Origin of the sequence: Amphiplicatus metriothermophilus (assembly GCF_900199215.1) — a bacterium.
Taxonomy (GTDB): Bacteria; Pseudomonadota; Alphaproteobacteria; order Caulobacterales; family Parvularculaceae; genus Amphiplicatus; species Amphiplicatus metriothermophilus.
The window spans coordinates 21425-46743 of sequence record NZ_FZQA01000008.1; the positions used below are offsets into that span (position 1 = coordinate 21425).

Here is a 25319-nt window from a genome sequence, read left to right on the forward strand (position 1 = left end):
CAAAGCGGGGGCGCTCGCAAAGCCCGAAGATGGCAAGGTGGAGCAGGGAAGATCATGAAGTTCGATACCGTCGTCAAAGTCGCCAGCGCCGCCAGCGCGCTGATTTTGCTTTCGGCATGCGCCAGCAGCTCGGGTCCGGACGTCGCGGCGACGGATACGGGCGCGGCGACGACCGCGCCGGCCCCGTCGGGCCCGGCGCCGGGCAGCCAGGCCGATCTCGAACAATCGGCCGGACATCGCGTTTTCTTCGCCTACGATCAGTACACGCTGACGCCGCAGGCGCAGGCCACGCTCGCCCGTCAGGCCGCGTGGCTCAAGCAGTACCCCAATGTGCGCATTCTGATCGCCGGCAACTGCGACGAACGCGGCACGCGCGAGTACAACCTTGCGCTGGGCGCCCGCCGGGCGGAGGCTGCGCGCGCCTATCTCGTCAGCCTCGGCGTCGACGGCTCGCGCATCACCACGGTCTCCTACGGCAAGGAGCGCCCGATCGATCCGCGCTCGACCGAGGAAGCCTGGTCGCTCAACCGCAACGCGACGACCACCATCACGGGCGTGAGCTCGTAAGCGGCGCGCAGCTTTAAGGCGAATTTCGCCGTCGACAGCGCCGGCCCCGGCGTCGAACCGGGGTCGGCGTTTTTCGTCGCGGCGGGCGTCGTCGTCGGGTCCCCGCCACGGTTTCGTCGCAGAAGGCGGGTATCGCCGAGCGGTGACTCGCGGCGGCGTTTGCCGTTAGAGTGCGCCCTCGCGCCGACCGTCCCATGGCGGCGACAAGGCCGTCCGGCGCTAGAGGATGCGCAAAAGAAAGAGCGACATCATGCGTGGAAAGATCTCCGTTCTGCTGGCTTCCGGCGTTCTGGCCATGGCGGGCGCGTGCGCTTCCGGCCCCGCCGCGGCGCAATCGACGAAGGAAAGGCTGACGGCGCTCGAGCAGGCCGTGGCCGATCTCCAGGCGCGCGCGCCGGCCGCCGCCGACACTTCGGTCAGGCTCGGCCAGCTCCAGGAGCAGATTCAGGAGCTCACCGGCCGCATTGAGGAGCTGTCCTATGAGCTCGAGCGAACCCAGGCCCGGCTCGACGCCGTGAGCGCGGCGCTGGCGGGCGGCGCGGAAGGCGCCGACGGGGCGGCGGCGACGGGCGGGCCGGTCGCGCTCGGACCCGGCGGCGATCCGATCGCCGAGCGCATCGCCGAGGCGAGCGGCGAGGAGTCCGACGTCGCCCTGCCGTTCGATCCCGACGAGGCGTTCAGTTACGCGTCGGGCTTTCTGCTGCGCGGCGATTACGCCCGCGCGGAGGAGGCGTTCGAGCTTTACCTGGAAGCGTTTCCCAATCATCCGCGCACGGCGGATGCGCAGTTCCGCCTCGGCGAGATTTATCTGGCGACAGGCAAGAACGCCGACGCGGCGGACGCCTTCATCGCGCATATCAAGAAATATCCGAACGATTCGCGCGCGGCCGAAGCCTATCTGAAGCTCGGCACGGCCTTTGCGCGCCTCGGCCAGACGGGCGAGGCCTGCCAGGTCTTCAAATCCATGCGCTCGAAATTTCCGAACGCGTCGCAACCCGTGCGCGATCGCGCCGATCTCGAAATGTCGCGCATCAATTGCCGCTAGGCGCGATCGGGCGCTGAGGCGAAAAGGCGCCGCTGCGATGCCCGCGCCCCTCGATCTTGATTTTTTTTGCGCGCGCCTGTCCGCTCTCGGCGCGCCGCGACGGTATATCGTCGCCGTCTCCGGCGGGCCGGATTCGATGACGCTCGCCCGCCTTGCGGCGGCTCATCAGCGGAGGGGCGCGGCGCGCGTCCTCGCCGTCACCGTGGATCATGGCCTGCGCCCCGAATCCCGCGCCGAGGCGGCGCAGGCGGGCGACTGGTGCCGCGCCGCCGGTCTCGACCATCGCATCCTGGTCTGGGAAGGCGAAAAGCCGACGACGGGGCTGCAGCAGGCCGCGCGGCGCGCCCGCTATCGGCTGCTCGCCGCGCAGGCGGCGGCGAACGGCTTCGAAGCGGTCCTGACCGCCCATACGGCGGACGACCAGGCCGAGACCGTCTTCATGCGGCTCGCGCGCGGCGCAGGCCCCGCAGGGCTTGCGGGCATGGCGGCGCGTAAGATGATCGCCGCCGGCGCCGCGCCGCCGGTCGCCCTGCTGAGGCCCTTTCTCGACGTCTCCCGCGCGCGGGCGCGGGCGACGCTCGAAAGCTTCGGCCAGCCGTGGATCGACGATCCGTCTAATGACGATCCGGCTTTCGAGCGGGTGCGCGCCCGCGCGCTGCTCGCCGCGCTCGAAGAGCAGAATCTCCTGACCGGCGAGGCGCTGCGCCGGACGGCCGCGCGCGCCCGCGCCGCGAGCCTTGCGATGAGGCGGGCGGAGGAAGACGCGTTCGCCCGCGCGGGCGGATGCTTTTACGCCGGCGGCTGGGCGTCCGTGCGCGCCGAGGCCGCGGCCGAGCCCGGATTCGAGGCGGTCGCGGCGCGCCTCGTTCGCGCGGTTTCGGGCGGCGATTACGCGCCGTCGCCTGAAGACGCCGCCGCGGCGCTCGCGGCGGCGCGCGCTTCCGGCGCGGCGACCCTGGGCGGGGCGCTGCTGAAACGGCGCGGCCCGGCGCTTTTCTTCCTGCGCGAGCCGGCGGCCCTGTTGGGCCGGGCCGGCGTCGCGCCGGCGCCGGCCCTCGCGCTGGCGCCGGGCGGACGGGCGCTGTGGGACGGGCGGTTCATCGCGGAGAACAGCGGCGGCGAAACGGCGCAGGTCGCCGCCCTCGGCCCGGAAGGGCTCGCGGCGCTGGGTCCGGCCCGGGCTCTGTTCGACGCCCCCGAGGAGGCGCTTCTCGCCGCGCCGGCGGCGCTTTTCCGCGGAAAACCGGGCCTTCGGCTCGTCCCGCTGGCCGAGGAGCGGTTTTATGACCGCATCTTGCGGTTTCCTGACCCTTGAGCCCGCCAGGGCCGGCGCCGGGACGACGCCGTAAAAGCGCGCGCCCCCCGTGGCGCCCGCCTTTCTTAACCCCTATCTTGTAACAGGATCACACAACCCGCGGGCGCGCCCGCCAGCAGGACCGGTCGATGAACGGACGCAACATTCTCATCTGGGGCCTTGTCTTCATCTTTTTCATCATCGCGCTCCAGCTTTTCGAGTTCTCCTCGCCGGGGCCGACGGTCGAGCGGCTGTCCTATTCCCAGTTCGTCACGCGCATCGACGAAGGCGCGATCCGCCAGGCCGAAATCGACGGAGTCAACGTCAAGGGCGCGCTCGACAACGGCCGCCAGTTCGTCGCCGCGATTCCGGAAGGGGCCGCGCCCCAGATCGCCGACCGACTGATCGCCGCCGGCGCGGAGACCACGATCACGCCGGTCGAGGAGCTGCCGCTCGCTCTGTCGCTGCTGTTCAACATCCTGCCCTTCCTCATCTTTCTCGCCTTCATCTTTTTCGTCATGCGCCAGATGCAGGGCGCGGGCGGCAAGGCGATGGGTTTCGGCAAAAGCCGCGCGAAGCTCCTGACCGAACGGCAGGGCCGCGTGACTTTCGACGACGTCGCGGGCATCGACGAAGCCAAGGAAGAGCTTGAGGAGATCGTCGAGTATCTCAAGGACCCGATGAAGTTTCAGCGCCTCGGCGGCAAGATTCCGAAAGGCGCGCTGCTCGTCGGCCCGCCGGGAACCGGCAAGACCTTGCTCGCGCGCGCCATCGCCGGCGAGGCGAACGTGCCCTTCTTCACGATTTCCGGCTCGGATTTCGTCGAGATGTTCGTCGGCGTCGGCGCTTCGCGCGTGCGCGACATGTTCGAGCAGGCGAAGAAGAACGCCCCCTGCATCATCTTCATCGACGAGATCGACGCGGTCGGACGCCATCGCGGCGCCGGGCTCGGCGGCGGCAATGACGAGCGCGAGCAGACCCTCAACCAGCTTCTCGTCGAAATGGACGGCTTCGAGGCGAATGAAGGCATCATCCTCATCGCGGCGACCAACCGGCCGGACGTGCTCGACCCGGCGCTCCTGCGCCCCGGCCGCTTCGACCGACAGGTCGTCGTTCCGAACCCGGACGTCGTCGGCCGCGAAAAGATTCTCCAGGTGCACGCCAAGAAGGTGCCGCTCGCCCCGGACGTCGATCTGCGCACCATCGCGCGCGGCACGCCGGGCTTTTCCGGCGCCGACCTTGCGAACCTGGTCAACGAGGCCGCGCTTCTGGCCGCGCGCCGCGGCAAGCGCTTCGTGACCGCCAAGGAGTTCGACGACTCCAAGGACAAGGTGCTGATGGGCGCCGAGCGCCGCTCCATGGTGATGACCGAGGAGGAAAAGATGCTCACCGCCTATCACGAGGCGGGCCATGCGCTGGTCGGGATCACCGTGCCGGGCAACGATCCGGTGCACAAGGCGACAATCATTCCGCGCGGGCGGGCGCTCGGCATGGTGCAGTACCTGCCGGAACGCGACCGTTATTCGATGACCCTGCAGCAGATGCAGGCGCGCATCGCCATGGCGATGGGCGGGCGCGTCGCGGAGGAGCTGAAGTTCGGCCGCGAAAAGGTGACGTCCGGCGCCCAGCAGGACATCGAGCACGCCACCAAGATCGCGCGCGCGATGGTGACCCAGTACGGACTTTCCGAAAAGCTCGGCCCTATCGCCTATGCCGAAGACGAGGGCGAGGTCTTTCTCGGCCAGTCCATCGCGCGCACCAAGTCGATTTCTCCGGACACGGCCAAACTGATCGAGGACGAGATCAAGCGCTTCGTCATGGAGGGCTACGAGACCGCCAGGCGCATCCTCACCGAGCGGCGCGACGACTGGGAGAGGCTCGCCCAGGCGCTGCTCGAATATGAGACGCTGACGGGCGAGGAGATCCAGAAGCTGCTCAAGGGCGAGCCGATCGTGCGCGAGGAGCCGGAGGATTTCGCCGCGTCCCCGCCGTCCTCCGTGCCGACCACCGGCGCGGGCGCCGACAAGGAGCGCAAAGGCCCCGAAGGCTTCGAGCCGAGCCCGCAGGGGGCGTGAGCGGCGAGCGGCGATTAGCGAATGGCCGATAAATATCGCAGCGGCGATTCATGACCACCATTCGCCATCCGCCATCCGCCGTTCGCCCAGTCCGCATCATGGGAATCGTCAACGTCACGCCGGATTCCTTCTCCGATGGCGGACGTTATTTTGATGCGCAGGCGGCGATCGCGCACGGCCTGAAGCTCGTCGAAGAGGGCGCGGATATTCTCGACATCGGCGGGGAGTCGACGCGCCCCGGCGCCGAGCCGGTCGAAGAGGCGGAGGAACGCGCCCGCGTGCTGCCGGTGATCGAGGCGCTCGCCGCGCGCGCCGGCGTCCCGCTTTCCATCGACACGCGAAAGCCGGCGGTCGCGCGCGCGGCCGTAAAGGCCGGCGCGGCGATCTGGAACGACGTCTCGGCTCTGACCTACGCGCCCGACAGTCTCGAGACGGCCGCCGCGCTCGATTGCCGGATCGTCCTGATGCACGCGCAGGGCGATCCCAGAATCATGCAGAATAATCCGCGTTATGACGATGTCGTGGGCGAGGTGCGCGCGTTTCTAGAGGCGCGCATCGAGGCGTGCCTTGCGGCGGGAATCGACCGGGCCCGCCTCATCGTCGATCCCGGCATCGGTTTCGGCAAGACGGTCGCCCATAATCTGGCGCTCATCGCGGGGCTCGACCGCATCGCCGGGCTCGGCCGCCCCGTGCTTCTGGGCGTCTCGCGCAAGCGGTTCATCGCGGCGCTCGACCGCGACGGACCCGCCGACGCGCGCCTCGGCGGCTCTCTCGCCGCCGCGCTCGAAGGCTGGCGGCGCGGCGCGGCGATCCTGCGCGTCCATGACGTGGCCGCGACGCGCCAGGCCCTCGCGGTCGCGAGAGCCCTTTTTCAGGCCTGACGCGGCCATGGAAAAGGCCCGATCCTTGCGTTAAGCCCCTGCTAGCGCCAGACTGATAGGCTCGGCGCGAGCGTGAGGAGAGACCGGCCATGCGCGGGGACGACGAGACGCCGAAAGCGCCTGTGACGGAACGCAAGATCTTCGGCACCGACGGAGTGCGGGGCCTGGCCAACGCCGGGGCGATGACGCCGGAGCGGATTCTCCGGCTCGGCATGGCGGTGGGACGCGTCTTCCGCAACGGCGCCCATCGCCACCGGGTGGTGATCGGCAAGGACACGCGGCTGTCCGGCTACATGATCGAGCCGGCGCTGACGGCGGGCTTCGCCGCTTCGGGCATGGACGTCTTTCTGCTCGGGCCCCTGCCGACGCCGGCGATGGCGATGCTGACGCGGAGCTTGCGCGCCGATCTCGGCGTCATGATTTCCGCCTCGCACAATCCGTACCAGGACAATGGCGTCAAGTTCTTCGGGCCGGACGGCTTCAAGCTGTCGGATGAGACTGAGCTCGAAATCGAACGCCTTATGGAGGACGGGCCGGAAGCCGGCCTCGCCGCGCCCGCCGATCTCGGCCGCGTGAAGCGCGTCGACGACGCCGGCGCGCGCTATATCGAGTTCGCCAAGGCGGCCTTTCCGCGCCGGCTCTCGCTCGAGGGCCTGCGCGTCGTCGTCGATTGCGCCAACGGCGCGGCCTACAAGGTGGCGCCCACCGTGTTGTGGGAGCTTGGCGCGGAGGTCAAGGCGATCGGCGTCGATCCCAACGGCTTCAACATCAACCGCGAGTGCGGCTCGACCGCGACCAAGAAGATGCAGGATGCGGTGCTTGAATACCGCGCCGACATCGGCGTGGCCCTCGACGGCGACGCGGATCGCGTCATCATCTGCGACGAAAAGGGCCGGATCATCGACGGCGATCAGATCCTCGCGCTGATCGCCGATATGTGGAAGGCGCAGGACCGGCTCCGCGGCGGCGGGGTCGTCTCGACCGTGATGGCCAATATGGGCCTTGAGAAATTTCTCGCCGCGCGGGGGCTTACGCTTGAACGAACCAGGGTCGGCGACCGCTATGTGGTCGAGGCGATGCGCGCGAAGGGCATGAATGTCGGCGGCGAGCCGTCCGGACACGTCATATTGAGCGATTACGCGACGACGGGCGACGGCCTGGTCACGGCGCTGCAGGCGCTCGCGGCGATGGCGGAGACCGGCAAGCCGGCGAGCGCGGTCTGCCGCCGGTTCGAGCCGCTGCCCAGCCTGCTCGAAAATCTGCGCTATTGCGGCGGCGACCCTCTGGCGGACCCCGGCGTCAAGGCGGCGATCGCGGCGGGAGAAGAAAGGCTTGGCCGCGCCGGCCGTCTCGTCATCCGAAAGTCCGGAACCGAGCCGGTCATCCGCGTAATGGGCGAGGCCGACGACGCCGCGCTTCTCAAGACCGTCGTCGCCGACATCTGCGCGGCGATCGAAAAGGCGGGCGCCGCCTGACGGGACTTCAAGGCTCGTGCGCCCCTCGCCGGCGCATCCCGGCGAAAACGGGGACGCGCGAGCAGAACGGTTCATTACGAAACAAATCCGGTCAAACGAGAAATTCGGCGCCGGTTGGGATAGAATGCGGCCATGAAAGGGCGCGTGCTCATCATCGCAGGCTCTGATCCGTCCGGCGGGGCCGGCGTGCAGGCCGACATCAAGACGACGACGGCGCTCGGCGGCTATGCGGCGACGGCGATCACCTCGATCACCGTGCAGAACACCCTGGGCGTGACGGCCGTTCATCCCGTCCCGCCCTATGTGATCCGCGAGCAGATCCTCGCCGTGCTCGACGATATCGGCGCGGACGCGGTCAAGATCGGCATGATCGGCGAGAAAGACGCCGCGCTCGCGATCGCCGACGCGCTCCGCGAGCGCGCGGACGGGGTCCCCGTCGTGCTCGATCCGGTGCTGGCGGCGACGACGGGCGGAGCGCTCGCCGCGCCGGAGATGATTCCCGTCCTGATCGAGCGCCTTTTGCCGCTGGCCGCGCTCGTCACGCCGAACGCCGACGAGGCGGCGGCGCTGACCGGTCTTGAGGTCGTCGGGGAAGACGACCTCGCCGCCGCCGGGCGCGTCCTGCTCAGCCGGGGCGCGCGCGCCGCGCTCGTCAAGGGCGGTCATCTCAAGGGCGATACGGTGACGGATGTTCTCCTTACGGAAGAAGGCGAGAAAACCTTCCGCAACCCGCGCATTGAGACCGGCGAGATTCACGGCGGCGGCTGCACGCTCGCTTCGGCCGTCGCGACGGGGCTCGCGCAAGGGGCGACGCTTGAAGCGGCGATCGCCCGCGCCATCGCCTATGTGCGCGAAGCCATACGCGCCGCGCCCGGCTTCGGCGGCGGCGCCCAGCCGCTCGGTCACGCTTTCTCCTGCCGATTCGGGGAATGAAGAGCGAGAGACAATCGCGGCGCGGGCGAGGGCCGCCCGCGCCGGATTTGACCGCCACCATCACGAAAGTCGGCTCGATGTCGCAGACGCGCCTCGCCGCGCGCCGCGTCATGGGCCGATCATCGCGCGCCGGGTCTTTAGACTTCGCATCGAATGCGCTTCAAATTGCAGCGATCGCATTCACCATGATGCATGCGTAAGATCGACGCGCGAACGCGGCGCAGCCGTTGGGGCGGCGCAGAAACGCTAAGCCTTCGGCGCAGAATTTTTCGATTGCGCGCGCCTATTTGCGCCCCACATGGTGAACGATCGGGCGCGGCTCGTGAAAATTTGAATGAAATTTCGGCGCGCGCCTTTGCAAACCCGCAAAGGTCTGCGCGACAGGCAGGCGAGGAGGCGAAGAGATGCGCAGCTATGCGTTCGAGACCTGGGACGTTTTCACCGACCGTCGCTTCGCCGGCAATCCGCTCGCGGTGGTTACCGACGCGCGCGGACTGTCGGACGAAGAGATGCAGCTCATCGCGCGCGAGTTCAATCTCGCTGAAACCGCTTTCGTTCTGCCGCCGGACGACCCCGCCCATACGGCGCGGGCGCGGATCTTCACGCCCGCCTACGAGATGCCTTTCGCCGGCCATCCGACGGTGGGGACGGCGATCGCCATCGCGACGGCGCGCGGTCTCGACGGCCTGCTGCTGCTGGAGCTGAAGGCCGGCCTTTTCCCCGTCGCGGTCGAGCGCGCCGGCGCGGCGGCGTTCGCAGAGTTCGAAAATCCCAATCCGCCGCGCGAACGCGGTCCCGCGCCGGCGGTCGGGCTTATCGAAGCCGCGCTGTCCTTGCCGGAGGGCGCGCTTGATCGCGCCGCCCACAAGCCCCGCCGAATCGGGGCGGGCGTCGATTTCGTTTATGCGCGCGCGAGCCTTGAGGCGGTGCGCGCGGCGCGGCTCGACAACGCCGCCTGGGCGCGGCTCGATCTCGCCGGCGTCGTAGGGGTTCTTCTTTATGCGGAAGGCGGCGAGGCGGCCGATGCGGCCTATCATGCGCGCATGTTCGCGCCCGATGCGGGCGTCTTCGAGGATCCGGCGACCGGCTCGGCGGCCTGCGCCCTGCCGGGTCAGATCGCGCTTTCGGGCGCGCTCGCCGACGGCGCCCATGACTGGATCGTCGAGCAGGGATTCGAGATGGGCCGGCCGAGCCGCATCCGCGTGCGTTTCGAGACGAAGGGCGGCGAGGCCGGTCGGGTGCGCGTCGGCGGCCAGGCGGTTCCCGTGTCGGCCGGTCAGCTCGCGCTCTGATCCGGGCCGGCGCGTCTGGCTTCGGCCTTGAGGGCCACGGGGCTGAGCTCGCCGGCGAGCGCCGGGCGCCGGCGCGGTCGGCGTCGGCTCAGCGCCACGCCCGACAGAATCACGCCGAGCGCCACGAACGCCTGCGGCGCCAGCCGCTCGCCGAACAGAACCGCGCCGAAAAGCACCGCCATGACGGGCACGAGATAGTTCGCAAGCGCCATGAAGCCCGCGCCGGCGCGCTTGATGAGAATGATGATGATGAGGCCTGCAAGACCCGTCGGTCCGACGCCGAGACCGACGACGCACAAGATGCTCGTCGCCGACCAGGCTTCGAGTTCGAGGTCCGTGAAAAACAACACGGGCGTGGTCATGATCGCCGCCCCGAGCGCGGTTCCCGCGGCGAACACACGCGGGCGGATCGCCGGCGCGCGCCGGGCGATCACGGCCGAAGCGGCGTAGCCGAAGGTGGCGAGAAGCAGGCCGGCCTGCGCGATCATGTCCGACGCGAACACGCCGCGCAGCGCGCCGGGGCCCAGCAGGATCATCACGCCTGTGAAGCCGAGCGCGAAGCCGGCGAGCTTTCCCGGCGTCAGACGCTCATCGGCGAACAGAGAAGCGAGCGCCAGGGTCCAGATCGGCATGAAGGCCATGTAGATCCCGGCGAGGCCGCTTTCGACATATTGCTGCGCCCACGGAAAAATGAGGAAAGGCATGGCGTAGCCGATCGCGCTGACCGCGAGCATGTAGGCCCACGCCCTGTGCAGGCGCGCGCCTTTGGGCGTGCGGGCGAGCAACGGCGGAAAGCGCCGGCCGGCCAGACGCATGACGGCGAACATCAGCGCCGCGCCGACCCACAGCCGTCCGGCGCTGACCGCCGCCGGCGGAATGGTCTCGACCGCGCCGCGGATCATCGCGAAGGACGAGCCGCCGATGCAGACGAGGACCGTCAGCAGCAGCCAGTCGAACGCCCGCGCCTCCGCGACGGGTCTGGCCATGCGTGTGCGGCGCTGATCCATGCCTTTCTTCCGCGTTGCGACCCATCGCGCTAGACCACCGCGCGCCAGGCCGGTCAAGCGAGGGATTCTGCGTCTTTCGTCACCTTTTCTTTCAGCCGGATTCATCCGGGTGCGGAGCGCGATCATCGGCCACGGCGGCCCGTCGCAGCGGCGAAGGCGTTTTCTCTTCTTGCCCCTGCGGAGCAGAATCCGCTCGCGCGGGCATAATGTTGCGCTGCAAAAATTCTGATTGACGCCGTCCATGATTTCGGCTGAAAGTCCGCGCGGGCCACCTTTCCCCACCGAAAGGCGACCCATCTGAGAGGATGGGAGACGACATGACGATCGACAAACCGGCTGCGCGCCCGGCGCGCGCGCATTTTTCATCCGGCCCCTGCGCCAAGCGCCCCGGATGGTCCCCCGAAAAGCTGAACGCCCCGACGCTCGGCCGCTCGCACCGGGCGAAGGTCGGCAAGGCGCGCCTGAAAGAAGCGATCGAGCGCACGCGCGCGCTGCTCGAAGCGCCGGACGAGTTCCGCATCGGCATCGTGCCGGCGTCGGACACCGGCGCGGTGGAAATGGCCATGTGGTCGCTTCTGGGCCCGCGCCCGGTCGATCTGCTCGCCTGGGAGAGCTTCGGCGAGGGCTGGGTGACGGACGCGGTCAAGCAGCTCAGGCTCGACGCGCGGGTGCTGCGCGCCCCTTACGGAGAACTCCCGGACCTTGCGCAGGTCGATCCCGCCCATGACGTCGTTTTCACCTGGAACGGGACGACCTCCGGCGTGCGGGTTCCGAACGCCGACTGGATCAGCGCGCAGCGCGAGGGCGTGGTCATCTGCGATGCGACTTCGGCCGCCTTCGCGCAGCCGCTCGACTGGGCGAAGCTCGATGTGGTCACCTTTTCATGGCAGAAGGCGCTGGGGGGGGAGGCCGCGCACGGCGTGCTCATCCTCGGGCCGCGCGCGGCGGCGCGCCTTGAAAGCTATACGCCGCCCTGGCCGCTGCCGAAAATCTTCAGGCTGACGAAAGACGGCAAGCTCGTCGAGGAGATTTTCGAAGGCTCGACCATCAACACGCCTTCCATGCTGTGCGTCGAGGACTATATCGACGCGCTCGAATGGGGCGAGCGGCTGGGCGGCCTCAAGGCGCTCATGGCGCGCGCCGACGCCAATCTCGCCGTGCTGGAGCGGTGGGTCGCGAAGACCGCCTGGATTGAATTTCTGTGCGCCGATCCGGCGGCGCGCTCCAACACTTCCGTGTGTCTCAAGATCGTCGATCCGGCTTTCGTCGCGCTCGACGAGGGGGCGCAGCGCGCCTTCGTCAAGAAGATGGAGGCGCTGCTCGAAGCCGAAGGCGCGGCCTACGACATCGGCGGCTATCGCGACGCGCCGCCGGGACTGCGCGTCTGGTGTGGGGCGACGGTCGAGACGGACGACGTCGAGGCGCTGACGCCCTGGCTCGACTGGGCGTTCGAGGAAGCGAAGAGCGCATAACCCGCGGCTGAAAAGGAAGAAAGAGCCGCCGCCGTTCGCGTTCGCCGCCCCATTCGCCATTTCACCCTTCAACCGCCTCGCCATACGGACAACGACATGCCCAAAGTTCTCATCTCTGACGCGCTGAGCGAAACCGCCGTGCAGATCTTCCGCGCGCGCGGCATCGATGTCGAATACGCCCCCGAGCTGGGCAAGGACCGTGACCGGCTGATCGCCGCCATCGGCGAATTCGACGGCCTGGCCGTGCGCTCCGCGACCAAGGCGAGCGCGCCCGTCATCAAGGCCGGCAAAAACCTGAAAGTGATCGGACGCGCCGGCATCGGCGTCGACAATATCGACCTGCCGGCGGCGACGGCGGCCGGCGTGGTGGTGATGAACACGCCCTACGGCAACGCCATCACTACGGCCGAGCACGCCATCGCGCTGATGTTCGCCCTTGCCCGGCAAATTCCGCAGGCGAATGAATCGACTCACGCCGGCCGGTGGGAGAAGAACCGCTTCATGGGCGTCGAGCTTTACGGCAAGACGCTCGGGATCATCGGCTGCGGCAATATCGGCTCCATCGTCGCCGATCGCGCCATCGGCATGAAGATGCACGTCATCGCCTATGATCCGTTCCTGACCGACGGCCGGGCGGTGGAGCTCGGCGTCGAAAAAGTCGAGCTTGACGAACTTTTGAAACGCGCCGACATCATCTCGCTGCACGCTCCGCTCACCGAGCAGACGCGCAACATTCTGAGCGCGGAAAACATCGCCCGGACGAAAAAGGGCGTGTTCATCGTCAACTGCGCGCGCGGCGGCCTCATTGACGAAGACGCCCTGAAAGACGCGCTCGATTCGGGTCATGTCGCCGGCGCAGGTCTCGACGTCTTTGCGGTCGAGCCGGCCAACGAACATCCCCTGTTCGGGCATGAACGGGTGGTCGCGACGCCGCATCTGGGCGCCTCGACCCGCGAGGCTCAGGAGAACGTGGCGATCCAGATCGCCGAGCAGATGGCGGATTTCCTCCTGCGCGGCGCGGTGACCAACGCGCTCAACATGCCCTCGATCACCGCCGAAGAGGCGCCGAAGCTCAGGCCCTATATCAAGCTGGCGGAGAATCTCGGTCTCTTCGCCGGCCAACTCACCGAGACGAGCATCCGCGCCATCGAGGTGGTCTACGCCGGCGCCGCCGCCAAGCTCAATACGAGGCCGCTGACGGCGGCGGCCGTCGCGGGCGTGCTCAAGCCGATCCTCTCGGAGGTCAACGTGGTCAACGCGCCGGTGATCGCCAAGGAGCGCGGCGTCGCCATCGCGGAGACCTATCGCGACGACGCGGAGAACTTCGAAAGCGTCATCCGCTTACGGATCGTCACCGAGCGACAGGACCGGGCCGCGGCCGGCGCGCTGTTCGGCGCCACGCCGCGCATCGTCAACATCAAGGGCGTGGAGATGGAGGCCGGCTTCGCGCCGCACATGCTCTATGTGACAAACGAGGACAAGCCGGGCTTCATCGGCGCGCTCGGCCAGACCTTGGGCGCGGCCGGCGTCAACATCGCGACCTTCAATCTCGGCCGCTCCGCCCCGGGCGCGGACGCCATCGCGCTCATCGCCGTCGACGAGCCGGTCAGCGAGGCCGTTCTCGCGCGGGTGCGCGCCCTGCCGCATGTGAAGCAGGCCAAGCCGCTGACCTTCAACGGCTGGTAGGGCCGGGCGGCGCGATACCCTGCGAAAGTTGATTTCGTAGGGTATCGCTTCCCAGAACGCTCATCCTGCGAACAGCAGCGCCCTGAGGCCGTAGGCGAGCGCGGCGGTCGCAACGAGGCCCGCCAGCCATAGCGCGACGAACCAGGCGAGCTTCTCGCGCAGGGGCCGCGCGCGCCCGTCCTCTTCGCCCTCAGTGATAAGCGGTCTCCGGCGAGGCTTTTCCGCGGAAAATCCAGTAGACATAGGCCGTGTACCCCAGAATGACGGGCAGCAGGACGACGACGCCCGCGAGCATCAGCGCCAGCGCGTTGTCGGCGGCGGCGGCCTGCCAGATCGTGACCTCGAACGGGACCGCATAGGGAAAGAGCGACACCCCGAGCCCGACGAAGCCGCAGGCGAAAATGACGAGTCCGGCGAGGAAGGGGCGCAGCTCGTATTTTTCGTTCTGCGCCCAGCGCCACAGAAGGATCGCCGCTGCGGCCGCAAGGAGCGGCAGCGGCGCCAGGCGGATGAATTTCCCCGGCTCGATATGGGTCATCGACGCGCCCCAGCGCTCGGTGACGAGCGGGTCGAGCGAAAGCGTCGCGAGGCTCACCGCCGCCATCGCCGCGCCCACGCCGATGACGAGCTGGCTCGCCCAGCGCCGCGCCTTGGCCTGAAGCGCGTCTTCGGTCTTGTAGATGAGCCAGCACGCGCCGAGCAGCGCGTAGCCGGCGGCGAGCGAGACGGCGACGATGAGACTGAACGGCGTCAGCCAGTCGAAATGCCCGCCGGCGAAGGCGCGCCCTTCGACTGCGATCCCCTGCAGAAAGCCGCCGAGCACGAGGCCCTGCGCAAGCGCGGCGACGAGCGAGCCGCCGGCGAAAGCCGCGGTCCAGAATTTCCGCCCTCGCCCGGACGGGCCGGCTTTCGCCCGGAATTCGAAGGCGACGCCGCGGAAGATGAGCGCGACCAGCATGAAGCCGATGGGCAGATACATCGCCGGCATGACGATCGCATAGGCGAGCGGAAAAGCGGCGAGCAGGCCGCCCCCGCCGAGCACCAGCCAGGTCTCGTTGCCGTCCCAGACCGGCGCGATGGAAGCGGTCATGAGATCGCGCTCCTTCGGCGTCGCGGCGGGAAACAGGATCCCGACGCCGAGATCGAAGCCGTCGAGCGCCACATAAAGCAGCACGGCCGTCGCGATGAGAATCGCCCAGATGAGAGGAAGGTCGAGGCTCATGGCGTCACTCCGCTGGCTGAGGGGCGGGCCGGAGTCCGTCGCCGCCGTCGTCGTCGTCGGAAGAAGCAAGGGGCGTGGCCGGCGCGCGCGGCCCCCGGAGCGCGATCGGCGCGCCTTCCTGCTCCGGCCCGCGCCTCATGATACGCAGGATGTAAAGCGCCCCTGCGCTGAACACGATGGCGTAAACGACCATGTAGACGAGAAGCGAGGCGCCCACCTGGCCGGCGCCCACCGGCGAGACCGCGTCGGCGGTGCGCAGCGCGCCGTAGACGACGTAGGGCTGGCGGCCGACCTCCGCCGCCGTCCAGCCGGCCAACACGGCGATGAAGCCGGACGGGCCCATCAGCACGGCCGCGCGATGAAAGAGCTTCGCGCCGTCGAGTCGGTTCCTGATCCAAAGAACCGCGCCGGCGAGCCCCATGGCGATCATCAGCAGGCCGATCGCGACCATGATGCGGAACGACCAGAACACGACGCCGACGGGCGGCCTTTCCTCCGGCGGAAAGGCTTTCAGCCCTTCGAGCTCCGCCCCCGCGTCGCCGGCGACGACCCAGCTTCCGAGGCCGGGAATTCCGACCTCGAACCGGTTGCGCTCGCTCCGCCCGTCCGGGACGGCGAAAAGGATCGTAGGCTGACCTTCTTTCGTCTCCCACCAGCCCTCCATGGCGGCGACTTTGGCGGGTTGATATTCATGCGCCACGACGCCGCTTTCATGGCCGATGAGAAGCTGCGCAGGGGCGAGAACCGCGATCAACAGCACCGCCATGCGCCGCATGACGCGCGCGCCAGGCCCGTCCTCGCCTTTCAGCGCGAGCCAGCCCGCCGCGCCCAGCACCGCGAAGGCGGTGGTGAGATAGGCCGCCGCCGTCATGTGCAGGAAGCGCGAGGGGAAAGACGGGTTGAAGATCACCGCCATCCAGTCGTTGGCGATGAACCGCCCGTCCCCGGCGATCTCGTAACCGGCCGGCGTCTGCATCCAGCTGTTGGCGGACAGAATCCAGAAAGCGGAAATCAGCGTGCCGACGGCCACAGCCAGGGTGGCGATGAAATGCAGCCGGGGTCCGACCCTGTTCCAGCCGAACAGCATCACGCCGAGAAACGAGGCTTCGAGGAAGAACGCCGTCAGCACCTCATAGCCGAGCAACGGGCCGATCACGCTGCCCGCCTTGTCGGAGAAGACCGACCAGTTCGTACCGAACTGGTAGCTCATCACCACGCCGGAGACGACGCCCATGCCGAAAGCGAGGGCGAAGATTTTCATCCAGTAGAAATAAAGATTCTTGTAGACCTCGCGTTTCGTTTTGAGCCACAGCCCTTCCAGCACGGCCAGATAGCTTGCGAGCCCGATGGTGAAGCTCGGAAAGATGATGTGAAACGCGATGGTGAAAGCGAATTGCAGACGCGACAGCAGCAGGGCGTCCCATTCCATGAACGGTCCTCCTCTCCGGCGTTTGCATCACATATAGCGCCTGTCGGCGCGCATATCTCTTAAAAGTCCGCCTACGCGACAATCGGGCGCGCCGCCGCGGCGAAATGGTCAGTGCGCGCCCGCGGATTTCAGCTTATAGACGCCCGTGAACCATTCCCGCCAGGCGCCGGTTTCGGCGTCGCGCTGCTCGAAGAACTGACGCACGTCGCCGTTCTCAAGCGGAGTCCATGTCCCGCGGAACGGCGCCGTGCGACCGTCCCGATAGGCGATCGTCCCTTCAAGGACCATCTCGCCTTTCGCGTTCAGGCCGCCTTCATAGTCGATGACGAAGCCGGCGCTCACCCAGATCTGGCGCCATTTCTGCGTCGTCGGATCATAATAATTGTAGCTCTGGCCGGTTCCGCCCCGCGCGCCGGTCCAGCGTTCGACGAGCAGGCAGCCGTCTTCTTCGGCGACGATCGAATTGTCGCCGGCCTTTTCGCCCGCCCTGTTGAAGACCTCCCATTCGCCGATCCAGAAGTCGAAGGCGCGATAGGCCTCCTCCGCGCAGGGGCCGGCGGCGGACTGCGCCGCAGCCGGCGCGGCGAGCAGGCACAGGGCGGCGGCGAAAGCGTTGCGCATGGGAGCCTCCCCGGTTCGCGCCCGGACGGGCCGGGCGGCCGGTGGAGCATCGCCCGCCCGCCCGGCGGGATCAAGGCCGCGGACGCGCCGACCAGCGGATTCCTGAAGCGTTTGACTGGGGCCGCGCCGGGGCTAAGGTGCGCCCGGATTCTCCCCAAGACAGGCGGAAGGAGCGGGAAGCATGGCCGATGTGGCGGTCGTCGGCGCCCAATGGGGCGACGAGGGCAAGGGCAAGATCGTCGACTGGCTGTCGGCCCGCGCCGACGTGGTGGCGCGCTTTCAGGGCGGCCATAACGCCGGCCACACCCTCGTCATCGACGGGACCACCTACAAACTCTCGCTGCTGCCGTCGGGAATCGTGCGCGCCGGCCGGCTGAGCGTGATCGGTTCGGGCGTGGTGGTGGACCCCTTCGCCCTGCTCGAGGAGATCGCCCGGCTCGAGTCGCAGGGCGTCAATGTGACGCCCGACAATCTCGCCGTCGCCGAGAACGCGGCGCTGATCCTGCCGGTCCATCAGGAGCTCGACCGGATGCGCGAGGGCTCGGCCGCGGGCGTGAAGATCGGCACGACCAGGCGCGGCATCGGCCCGGCCTATGAGGACCGGGCGGGCCGGCGCGCCCTGCGCGCGGGCGATCTTGCGCGGCCCGAAACGCTGGCGGCGAAGGTCGAGAACCTGCTCGTCCATCACAACGCGCTGCGGCGCGGCTTCGGCGCGCCGGAAGCCGACGCCGGCGCGCTCGTCCGCGCGCTGACGGAAATCGCGCCGAAGATCACGCCCTTCGTCAAGCCGGTCTGGCGGCTGCTCGACGAGGCGCGCCGGGAGGGCAAGCGCATCCTGTTCGAGGGCGCGCAGGGCGCCCTGCTCGACGTCGATCACGGCACCTATCCTTACGTGACCTCGTCGAACACGGTCGCAGGCCACGCCGCGACCGGTTGCGGCCTAGGGCCCCGCGCGGTCGGCTATGTGCTGGGCATCGTCAAGGCCTATACGACGCGGGTCGGCGAAGGCCCGTTCCCGACCGAGCTGACGGACGAAACCGGTCTTCGCCTCGGCGAGCGCGGCCATGAGTTCGGCACGGTCACGGGCCGGAAACGCCGGTGCGGCTGGTTCGACGCCGCGCTCGTGCGCCAGTCGCTGAAGGTGGCCGGCGTGGACGGCGTGGCGCTGACGAAGCTCGACGTGCTCGACGGTTTCGAGACGCTGAAAGTCGGCGTCGGCTATCGCATCGACGGCGAGCCTTACGACTATCTGCCGGCGGGCGTCGATATGCAGACCAAGATCGAGCCGATCTATGAAACGGTCGAAGGCTGGTCCGCCTCGACCGCGCGCGCCCGTTCGTGGGCGGAGTTGCCCGCCCAGGCCGTCAAATATGTCCGCCGACTGGAGGAGTTGATCGAACGGCCGATCGCGCTCGTCTCGACGAGCCCCGAGCGCGAGGACGTCATTTTGATGCGCGATCCGTTTCAGGACTGAGCCGCTCTCGCGCGAATGTGACGCCAGACCTGGCGGAAAGGCTGGAAGGCGCATGGCGGTTCGTTAAGTTAGGAGCGCCCGCAGGAAATACGCCGCCATGAAATCGCGTCGCTTTCTCTTCGTCCTCTTTGCGGTTCTCGCCGCGGCCGCCGTCGCTTCGGCGTCCGTGGCCGGAAGGAATTCATTATCCAACGCCGCGCGGTTTGAAGGCGAAGCGACTCTCATCGCCGCGACCTTTTCTTCGGCGTGGTGCGCGGCGTGCAAGATTCTCGAGCCGCGCCTGGCGCGCGTGATTCCGCAATTCGAGGGCGCGCCGGTGAAATTCGTCGAGTACGATTTCACTTTCGGCGAAAAAGAACGCAATCGCGCCGCCGCGCTTGCGGACGGCGTGAGCGGCGAGGTTTATGACCGCTTCGCCGGAGCGACCGGGTTCACGCTGCTGATCGACGCGAAAAGCGGCGCCGTCGTCGACATGCTGACCGCCAGTCATTCGCCCAAAGCGATGCGCGCGGCGATCGCGCAGGCGCTCGCCCGCGCCGGGCGCGCGCCGTCCGCTTCCCTGTAAAACAACGTATAGGGACGAAACGCCGGAAACGCCTGCGCGGGCGGGGTTTTCGACTGGTCGCCGTCGGCGCGGATTACACTGATCCGTTTCGCGCGGCGGGGCGCGCGCGCCTGATTCTTCTTGTCTGTCGAGGCTTTTTGAGGCACGATAGGACAGTTCCGAGGGGCGTCCCGCCTGTCGCCATTGGACGACGGCTCGTGCGACGCGCACCTCTCCGGCCAGCCTTTGGGGGAGTATGGAGAGCAATGCGCGCCAGGGAGCAAGGGCGTAGGGGACTGAGAAGAACCCTTAGAACCTGATCCGGGTCATGCCGGCGCAGGAACGGAACAGGCCGTTTTCCTCATCGCGGGATCCCAAGCAATTGCAGCGATGAGGGGAACGGCGATTGCGAGCGCGTTGCGTAAACCGACAGGGAAAGCCGAACGCCGCGGGGGAGAGGCGTAACGGCGTTCTGCATGCGCCGAACCGGCGTCGGGTTTTTCTCCGGTTTATCCGTTATTCGGCCTTCGTTTTTCCGTTTGCGAGCGACGCCCGCTACGCCGCGCTTTTCTTCCGTCGTATACGGAACGCAGCCCGACCCTCGGGCGGCCGGACCGCGCAGACCCAGGCCCGCTGGCCTCCGGCGCTCGAACAGCCGGCCTTGAAGGCGCGGGGCCGATTTGTTACGTGCTAAGGGAGCATTCCGAGGGGCGCGGGAGAGCACCCGCTGAGATCCGGCTGCGGCTGTCGGAGCACCCTTTGAACCTGATCCGGGTCAGACCGGCGTAGGGACGGAGAAGACGTTGATTTCCCCGCGCCAGGAATTCCCGATCGCAGCGGCGGCGCGAAGGCGCGCCGCGCAGGAGCGAGCCATGCCGGAAGGATCGAGGCCGGCGCCTGTCGGCGCGATCGTCATCGAGGAACGCTATTGCGGCCCGCGCGGCTCGGCCAATGGCGGTTACGCCAGCGGCGCGCTGGCGGCTTTTCTCGACGGGCCGGCCGAAGCGACGCTGAAAGCCCCCCCGCCACTGGGCCGGCCGCTCGACGTCGTCGCGTCGGACGGCGCCGTGGCGGCTTTCGACGGCGAGACGCTGATCGCGACTGCGCGCCCGGCCGCGGTTGCGGTCGACCTGCCGGCGATTCCTGACGCGGCGGCGGTCGACGAGGCCCGGCAGGCTTATCTTGCGGACCCGCAAAGCGCGATCTTTCCTTATTGCTTCGTGTGCGGCCCGCGCCGGCCGGAAGGCGAGGGGCTGCGCATCTTCGCCGGCGCGATCCCGGAAAGCCCGATCAACGCCGGCTGGTGGACGCCCGGCGCGGATCTCGCCGACGGGGACGGCCTGGTGCGCGGCGAATTCCTGTGGGCGGCGCTTGATTGCCCCTCGGCCTTCGCGTTGCGCCGCACGGGCGGGCTGGTGCTGCTCGGCCGCCTCGCCGCCGAAATCCGCCGCCGGCCGAAGCCCGGCGAGCGCCTGCTCGCCATGGCCTGGAAGACTCGTGAAGAAGGCCGCAAGCAGTTCGCCGATTCCGCGCTGCTCGACGCGCATGGCGAGATCATCGCCGCCGCCAACGCCCTGTGGATCGAGGTGAATGATCCCCAACTGCTCAACCGATTGAGGTCGGAGAATGAATAAGCCTATCCCCCAGGCCGAGTTTCAGACGCCGCGCGTGACGACGGGCGCCTTGCCCGCCTCGCGTAAGGTTTACGTTCCCGGCGATCTTTACCCGGACATTCGCGTCGCCATGCGCGAGATAGACCTGCACCCGTCGGCGAACGAGCCGCCCGTGCCGGTCTACGACCCTTCGGGGCCTTACACCGATCCCGCGATCGCGATCGACGTGGAGCGCGGCCTGCCGCGCCTGCGCGAAGCGTGGATTCGCGCGCGCGGCGGGGTGGAGGAATATGACGGCCGCGACGTGCGCCCCGAAGACAATGGCGGAGCGGCGGGCAAATATCTCGCCCGCGAATTTCCCGTGAAGCATCGGCCGCTGCGCGGCCTTCCCGGAAAGCCGGTCACCCAGCTCGAATTCGCCCGCGCCGGGATCATAACCAGGGAAATGGAGTATATCGCCATTCGCGAGAATCTCGGCCGCAAGAAGATGCGCGAAGAAGCCGAGGCGAAGATCGCCGAAGGCCAGAGCTTCGGCGCGGAGATTCCGCCCTTCATCACGCCGGAATTCGTGCGCGACGAGGTCGCGCGCGGGCGCGCCATCATTCCGGCCAACATCAACCATCCCGAATCCGAGCCGATGATCATCGGCCGGAACTTCCTTGTAAAGATAAACGCCAATATCGGCAACTCGGCCGTCGCTTCCTCCGTGGAGGAGGAGGTGGAGAAGATGGTCTGGGCGACGCGCTGGGGCGCCGATACGGTGATGGACCTGTCGACGGGCCGCAACATCCATAACACCCGCGATTGGATCATCCGCAATTCGCCGGTCCCGATCGGCACGGTGCCGATCTATCAGGCGCTCGAAAAGGTCGGCGGCGTGGCGGAGGATCTCACCTGGGAGGTCTATCGCGACACTCTGATCGAGCAGTGCGAGCAGGGGGTGGACTACTTCACCATCCACGCCGGCGTGCGCCTCGCCTATATTCACCTCACCGCGAACCGCGTCACCGGCATCGTCAGCCGCGGCGGCTCGATCATGGCGAAGTGGTGCCTCGCTCATCACAGGGAATCGTTCCTCTACGAACATTTTGAAGAGATCTGCGAGATCATGCGGCGCTACGACGTGTCGTTCTCGCTCGGCGACGGGCTCAGGCCCGGCTCCATCGCCGACGCCAACGACCGCGCCCAGTTCGCCGAGCTCGAAACCCTGGGCGAGCTCACGAAGATCGCCTGGAAGCACGGCTGCCAGGTGATGATCGAAGGGCCGGGCCACGTGCCGATGCACAAGATCAAGATCAACATGGACAAGCAGCTCGCCGAATGCGGCGAGGCGCCGTTCTACACGTTAGGCCCGCTGACGACCGACATCGCGCCGGGCTACGATCACATCACCTCGGCCATCGGCGCTGCGATGATCGGCTGGTTCGGCACGGCGATGCTCTGCTATGTGACGCCCAAGGAGCATCTTGGTCTGCCCAACCGCGACGACGTCAAGACCGGCGTCATCACCTACAAGCTGGCCGCGCACGCCGCCGATCTCGCCAAGGGCCACCCGGCCGCGCAGATCCGCGACGACGCGCTGTCGCGCGCGCGCTTCGAGTTCCGCTGGGAGGACCAGTTCAACCTCTCGCTCGATCCCGAAACGGCGCGCGACTTTCACGATCAGACCCTCCCCAAGGAGGCGCACAAGGTCGCTCATTTCTGCTCCATGTGCGGGCCGAAATTCTGCTCCATGAAGATCACGCAGGACGTGCGCGACTATGCGGCGAACCTTTCCGACAACGAAAAGGCCGATCTCGAGCGCCGCGCCGAGGAAGGCATGAAGGAGATGAGCGAGAAATATAGGGAAATGGGCTCCGCGCTCTATCTCGACGCGGAGACGGCGAGGAAGGCGAACGAGGGGTTGTAGCCGGCCAGTGACTTGTCCGGCCCGCTCATGCTAGGAATCGCCGTGACCAGGAGGCCTCCTATGAAAGCCGAGATATTCCCGCGCATCACGATAGATCCGGAAGTATGCTTCGGGAAACCGACCATCAGGGGGCTGCGCGTGCGCGTGAGCGATATTCTCGACATGTTGGCGGCCGGCGCGACTCGCGAGGAAATCCTCAAGGATTTTCCCTATCTCGAAGAGGGCGACATCACGGCGGCGCTTGCCTACGCCGCCCGCGCGGCCGATAACAAGATCGCCTTTGCAGCGGAATGATCCGTGCGCTTCCTGATCGACGCGCAACTGCCGCCGCGCCTTGCCGACTGGCTTCGTGAAAAGGGCCATGACGCCTTGCATGTGCGCGAGGCGCCGGGGCTTGGGGCCGCCGACAGGGAGATCGTGGCAAGCGCTCGCGCCGGGAACATGGCCATCGTAACCAAGGACGCCGACTTCCTCGACCTCATCGATTCTTCGCCGCCTCAGCTCCTTTGGGTGCGGACTGGAAACGCTGCAACCACAGCGCTGCTTGCTCGGTTCGAAGCGCAATAGGCGGGTGTGCTTGGGGCGCTCGAAGCGGGCGAAGCGGTTGTGGAGATCGAATGAGTTCGATGCGTCGCGCACGCGCTCGCCTTTCCCCTTCTGTTCTAGGCTGGGCCGCCTCCCGCGCAGGAGAGGGAGGGACGTTCTACGCTTCTGGCGCGGCGCCCGCGCGCGTCTTTCGCGGGGCGTGACGGCGCATGGGCGCGTCCGCTATAAGCGGGCGAGCATCGCCGGAAGGACGTCATGCCGCGCTCTCTAAATCCCGTCTTCGCCGAGCGGCCCGTCACCATCTTCGCCGTCATGTCGGCGCTGGCGAACGAGCACGGCGCGATCAATCTCGGCCAGGGCTTTCCCGACGAAGACGGTCCGCGCGCGCTGCTCGACGCCGCGGCGCGGTTCGTGGTCGAGGGCCCGAACCAGTACGCGCCGGTGACGGGAATTCCTGAGTTGCGCCAGGCGGTCGCGCGCGCCAACGGGCGCTTTTACGGCCTCGACGTCGACTGGGAGCGGGAGACCCTCGTCGTTTCGGGCGCGACGGAAGGGCTCGCCGCGTCCTTCCTGGCGTTTCTCCAGCCCGGGGACGAAGCGATCGTGCTGGCGCCTTTCTATGACTCCTACGCGCCGATGATCGAGGCCGCCGGCGCGCGCGCCCGTCCGATCAACCTCGAACCGCCCGACTGGCGCCTCGCCGAGGAGGCGCTCGCCGCCGCGATCACGCCGAAGACGAAGCTCATCGCCGTCAATTCGCCGCACAATCCCACAGGCAAGGTGCTCGCCGACGACGAGCTGGCGCTTATCGCCGACGTTTGCCGCGCGCACGATCTCATCGCCGTATGCGACGAGGTCTATGAGCATCTCATCTTCGACGGGCGCCCGCACCGGCCGCTGATGACGCTGCCCGGCATGCGCGAGCGAACCGTGCGCATCGGCTCGGCCGGCAAGACCTTTTCGCTCACCGGCTGGCGCATCGGCTATGCGACGGGTCCGGAGCATCTTATCGCCGGTCTCGTCAAGGCGCATCAGTTCGTCGCCTATACGACGCCGGCGCATCTGCAGCGCGCCGTGGCGCTGGGCCTTGATTTCGGCGACGATTATTACGAGCGCTTCGTCGCCGAAATGCAGCAAAAGCGCGACCGGATGCGCGCCGGACTCGAAGCGGCCGGCTTCGACGTTCTGCCCTGCGAGGGCACCTATTTCATGACCGTCGACATTCGATCGGTCGGCTATGACGGCGACGATATGGCGTTCTGCCGCGAGATCACGCAGAAGGCGAAGGTCGCCGCCGTGCCGGTCTCGTCCTTCTATCATCCCGCCGCGCCGGGCCCGCGCCGATACGCGCGCTTCTGCTTCTGCAAGAAGGACGACGTCCTGGAAGAGGCCGCCCGGCGGCTCAAGTCGTATTTCGGTTGAATGCTGACGAAAGAGGGGAAAGGCCGATGAAAAGTCTCCTGCGCGCCGCCGCGCTCATCGTTTCGCTCTGCGCCGTCGCGTCGGCGGGCGAACGCGATTGGCCCGAAGGCCGGCGCGCGGCGATCGCGCTCACCTATGACGACGCGCTCGCCTCGCAGCTCGACGTCGCGCTGCCTCAACTCGATGAAGCCGGGCTCAAGGCGACGTTCTTTCTAAGCCGCCTGTCCGAACCGGCGCGCATTGCGCGCTGGCGCGGGGCGGCCGCCGCCGGCCACGAGCTCGCCAACCACACGCTGTTTCACCCCTGCGCGCGCGGCGCGTTCGAAATGGCCGACCGCTACAACAACGAGAATTACACGATCGAGACCATGCTCGATGAAATCCGCATGATGAACGCCTTCCTTCATGCGATCGACGGGCGCGTGCGGCGAACCTACGCCACGCCCTGCGGCCAGACCGTCGTCGGCGACGGCGATTATATCGAAACGCTTCGCGCCTCGGGCCTCGTGACGGCGGCGCGCCATGTCGGCCCCCTGTCAGACGAGCCGGTCGATCCTTTCAACATGCCGGGCGAATTCTTTCCGGAAACGGTGACGGGCGAGGCGCTGATCGCCTGGGTCGAGCGCGTCGTCGAAAGCGGCGGCTTCGGCGTGATGGGCTTTCACGGCGTCGGCGGCGATTATCTGCCGGTGACCGCCGAAGCCCATCAGGCGCTCGTCGACTATCTTCGCGCCCATGAGGACGATATTTGGGTCGTTCCCTTCGGGGAGCTCGTCGATTACCTGACCGAGACCGCGCCGGCCCGATAGAGC

General features: G+C 67.8%; 22 protein-coding genes and 1 riboswitch. Of the genes, 18 read left to right on the top strand and 4 right to left on the bottom strand.

From position 1 onward, the window contains the following. Positions 1-54 precede the first annotated feature (54 nt). The 8 genes from pal to CHB64_RS13310 all read left to right on the top strand — a co-directional run bounded on the left by pal (position 55) and on the right by CHB64_RS13310 (position 9562). Complete coding sequence (pal, locus tag CHB64_RS13275) at positions 55-567, top strand: peptidoglycan-associated lipoprotein Pal (protein ID WP_089413113.1); 513 nt, start codon at positions 55-57, stop codon at positions 565-567. 250 nt (positions 568-817) lie between these two features. Beyond that, the gene (gene ybgF, locus CHB64_RS13280) at positions 818-1612 is read left to right on the top strand and encodes a tol-pal system protein YbgF (RefSeq protein ID WP_143266023.1); all 795 of its coding nucleotides are present in this window, start codon (positions 818-820) and stop codon (positions 1610-1612) included. A gap of 37 nt (positions 1613-1649) precedes the next feature. Continuing rightward, positions 1650-2927, top strand: a complete 1278-nt coding sequence (tilS, locus tag CHB64_RS13285) for a tRNA lysidine(34) synthetase TilS (RefSeq protein ID WP_089413115.1) — start codon at positions 1650-1652, stop codon at positions 2925-2927. Positions 2928-3055: 128 nt separating this feature from the next. Then, positions 3056-4981 carry an ATP-dependent zinc metalloprotease FtsH gene (gene ftsH / locus CHB64_RS13290; RefSeq protein ID WP_089413116.1) on the top strand — a complete coding sequence of 642 codons (1926 nt, stop codon included), beginning with the start codon at positions 3056-3058 and terminating at the stop codon, positions 4979-4981. A gap of 50 nt (positions 4982-5031) precedes the next feature. Then, positions 5032-5862: a dihydropteroate synthase gene (gene folP, locus CHB64_RS13295; protein WP_200815390.1), complete on the top strand. Its 831-nt coding sequence runs from the start codon at positions 5032-5034 to the stop codon at positions 5860-5862. A gap of 89 nt (positions 5863-5951) precedes the next feature. Continuing rightward, a complete protein-coding gene (gene glmM, locus CHB64_RS13300) occupies positions 5952-7337 on the top strand; it encodes a phosphoglucosamine mutase (protein ID WP_089413117.1) in 1386 nt (461 codons plus the stop codon). Positions 7338-7469: 132 nt separating this feature from the next. Next, complete coding sequence (gene thiD / locus CHB64_RS13305; RefSeq protein WP_089413118.1) at positions 7470-8270, top strand: bifunctional hydroxymethylpyrimidine kinase/phosphomethylpyrimidine kinase; 801 nt, start codon at positions 7470-7472, stop codon at positions 8268-8270. Between the two features lie 404 nt (positions 8271-8674). Beyond that, a complete protein-coding gene (locus tag CHB64_RS13310; RefSeq protein ID WP_089413119.1) occupies positions 8675-9562 on the top strand; it encodes a PhzF family phenazine biosynthesis protein in 888 nt (295 codons plus the stop codon). Here CHB64_RS13310 and CHB64_RS15125 read toward each other — a convergent pair. Then, complete coding sequence (locus CHB64_RS15125) at positions 9547-10569, bottom strand: DMT family transporter (RefSeq protein WP_159462508.1); 1023 nt, start codon at positions 10567-10569, stop codon at positions 9547-9549. The two genes, CHB64_RS13310 and CHB64_RS15125, sit on opposite strands and share 16 nt — an antisense overlap. A gap of 317 nt (positions 10570-10886) precedes the next feature. Here CHB64_RS15125 and CHB64_RS13325 point away from each other — a divergent pair, with 317 nt between their 5' ends. Further along, positions 10887-12041, top strand: a complete 1155-nt coding sequence (locus CHB64_RS13325; protein ID WP_089413246.1) for a phosphoserine transaminase — start codon at positions 10887-10889, stop codon at positions 12039-12041. Positions 12042-12137: 96 nt separating this feature from the next. After that, on the top strand, positions 12138-13727 hold the full coding sequence (gene serA, locus CHB64_RS13330; RefSeq protein WP_089413121.1) for a phosphoglycerate dehydrogenase: 1590 nt from the start codon (positions 12138-12140) through the stop codon (positions 13725-13727). Between the two features lie 190 nt (positions 13728-13917). Here the strand turns inward: serA and cydB are convergent, their stop codons facing one another. The 3 genes from cydB to CHB64_RS13345 form a co-directional block, all read right to left on the bottom strand. Next, complete coding sequence (cydB, locus tag CHB64_RS13335; RefSeq protein WP_089413122.1) at positions 13918-14949, bottom strand: cytochrome d ubiquinol oxidase subunit II; 1032 nt, start codon at positions 14947-14949, stop codon at positions 13918-13920. Between the two features lie 4 nt (positions 14950-14953). Continuing rightward, the gene (locus CHB64_RS13340; protein WP_089413123.1) at positions 14954-16378 is read right to left on the bottom strand and encodes a cytochrome ubiquinol oxidase subunit I; all 1425 of its coding nucleotides are present in this window, start codon (positions 16376-16378) and stop codon (positions 14954-14956) included. A 108-nt stretch (positions 16379-16486) separates the two neighbouring features. Next, positions 16487-16999, bottom strand: coding sequence for a hypothetical protein (locus CHB64_RS13345; RefSeq protein ID WP_089413124.1), 513 nt, complete (start codon positions 16997-16999; stop codon positions 16487-16489). Positions 17000-17180: 181 nt separating this feature from the next. Between CHB64_RS13345 and CHB64_RS13350 the strand changes: the two genes are divergently transcribed. From CHB64_RS13350 to CHB64_RS13380, 8 genes are all read left to right on the top strand, one after another. Continuing rightward, positions 17181-18473: an adenylosuccinate synthase gene (locus CHB64_RS13350; RefSeq protein WP_089413125.1), complete on the top strand. Its 1293-nt coding sequence runs from the start codon at positions 17181-17183 to the stop codon at positions 18471-18473. 97 nt (positions 18474-18570) lie between these two features. Continuing rightward, positions 18571-19038 carry a YbbN family protein gene (locus CHB64_RS13355; RefSeq protein WP_089413126.1) on the top strand — a complete coding sequence of 156 codons (468 nt, stop codon included), beginning with the start codon at positions 18571-18573 and terminating at the stop codon, positions 19036-19038. A gap of 675 nt (positions 19039-19713) precedes the next feature. Continuing rightward, positions 19714-19826, top strand: a riboswitch (TPP riboswitch). A 63-nt stretch (positions 19827-19889) separates the two neighbouring features. After that, positions 19890-20651: a hotdog family protein gene (locus CHB64_RS15135; protein ID WP_143266025.1), complete on the top strand. Its 762-nt coding sequence runs from the start codon at positions 19890-19892 to the stop codon at positions 20649-20651. Further along, positions 20644-22539: a phosphomethylpyrimidine synthase ThiC gene (gene thiC / locus CHB64_RS13360; protein ID WP_089413127.1), complete on the top strand. Its 1896-nt coding sequence runs from the start codon at positions 20644-20646 to the stop codon at positions 22537-22539. The genes CHB64_RS15135 and thiC overlap by 8 nt, the downstream gene beginning before the upstream one ends. Positions 22540-22599: 60 nt before the next feature. Next, positions 22600-22833 carry a DUF433 domain-containing protein gene (locus tag CHB64_RS13365; RefSeq protein ID WP_089413128.1) on the top strand — a complete coding sequence of 78 codons (234 nt, stop codon included), beginning with the start codon at positions 22600-22602 and terminating at the stop codon, positions 22831-22833. A 3-nt stretch (positions 22834-22836) separates the two neighbouring features. Next, positions 22837-23106: a DUF5615 family PIN-like protein gene (locus CHB64_RS13370; protein WP_089413129.1), complete on the top strand. Its 270-nt coding sequence runs from the start codon at positions 22837-22839 to the stop codon at positions 23104-23106. 234 nt (positions 23107-23340) lie between these two features. Next, positions 23341-24507, top strand: coding sequence for an aminotransferase (locus CHB64_RS13375; protein WP_089413130.1), 1167 nt, complete (start codon positions 23341-23343; stop codon positions 24505-24507). A gap of 26 nt (positions 24508-24533) precedes the next feature. Beyond that, positions 24534-25316 (top strand): polysaccharide deacetylase family protein, encoded by a 783-nt coding sequence (locus tag CHB64_RS13380; RefSeq protein ID WP_089413131.1) that lies wholly within the window; start codon positions 24534-24536, stop codon positions 25314-25316. Positions 25317-25319 lie beyond the last annotated feature (3 nt).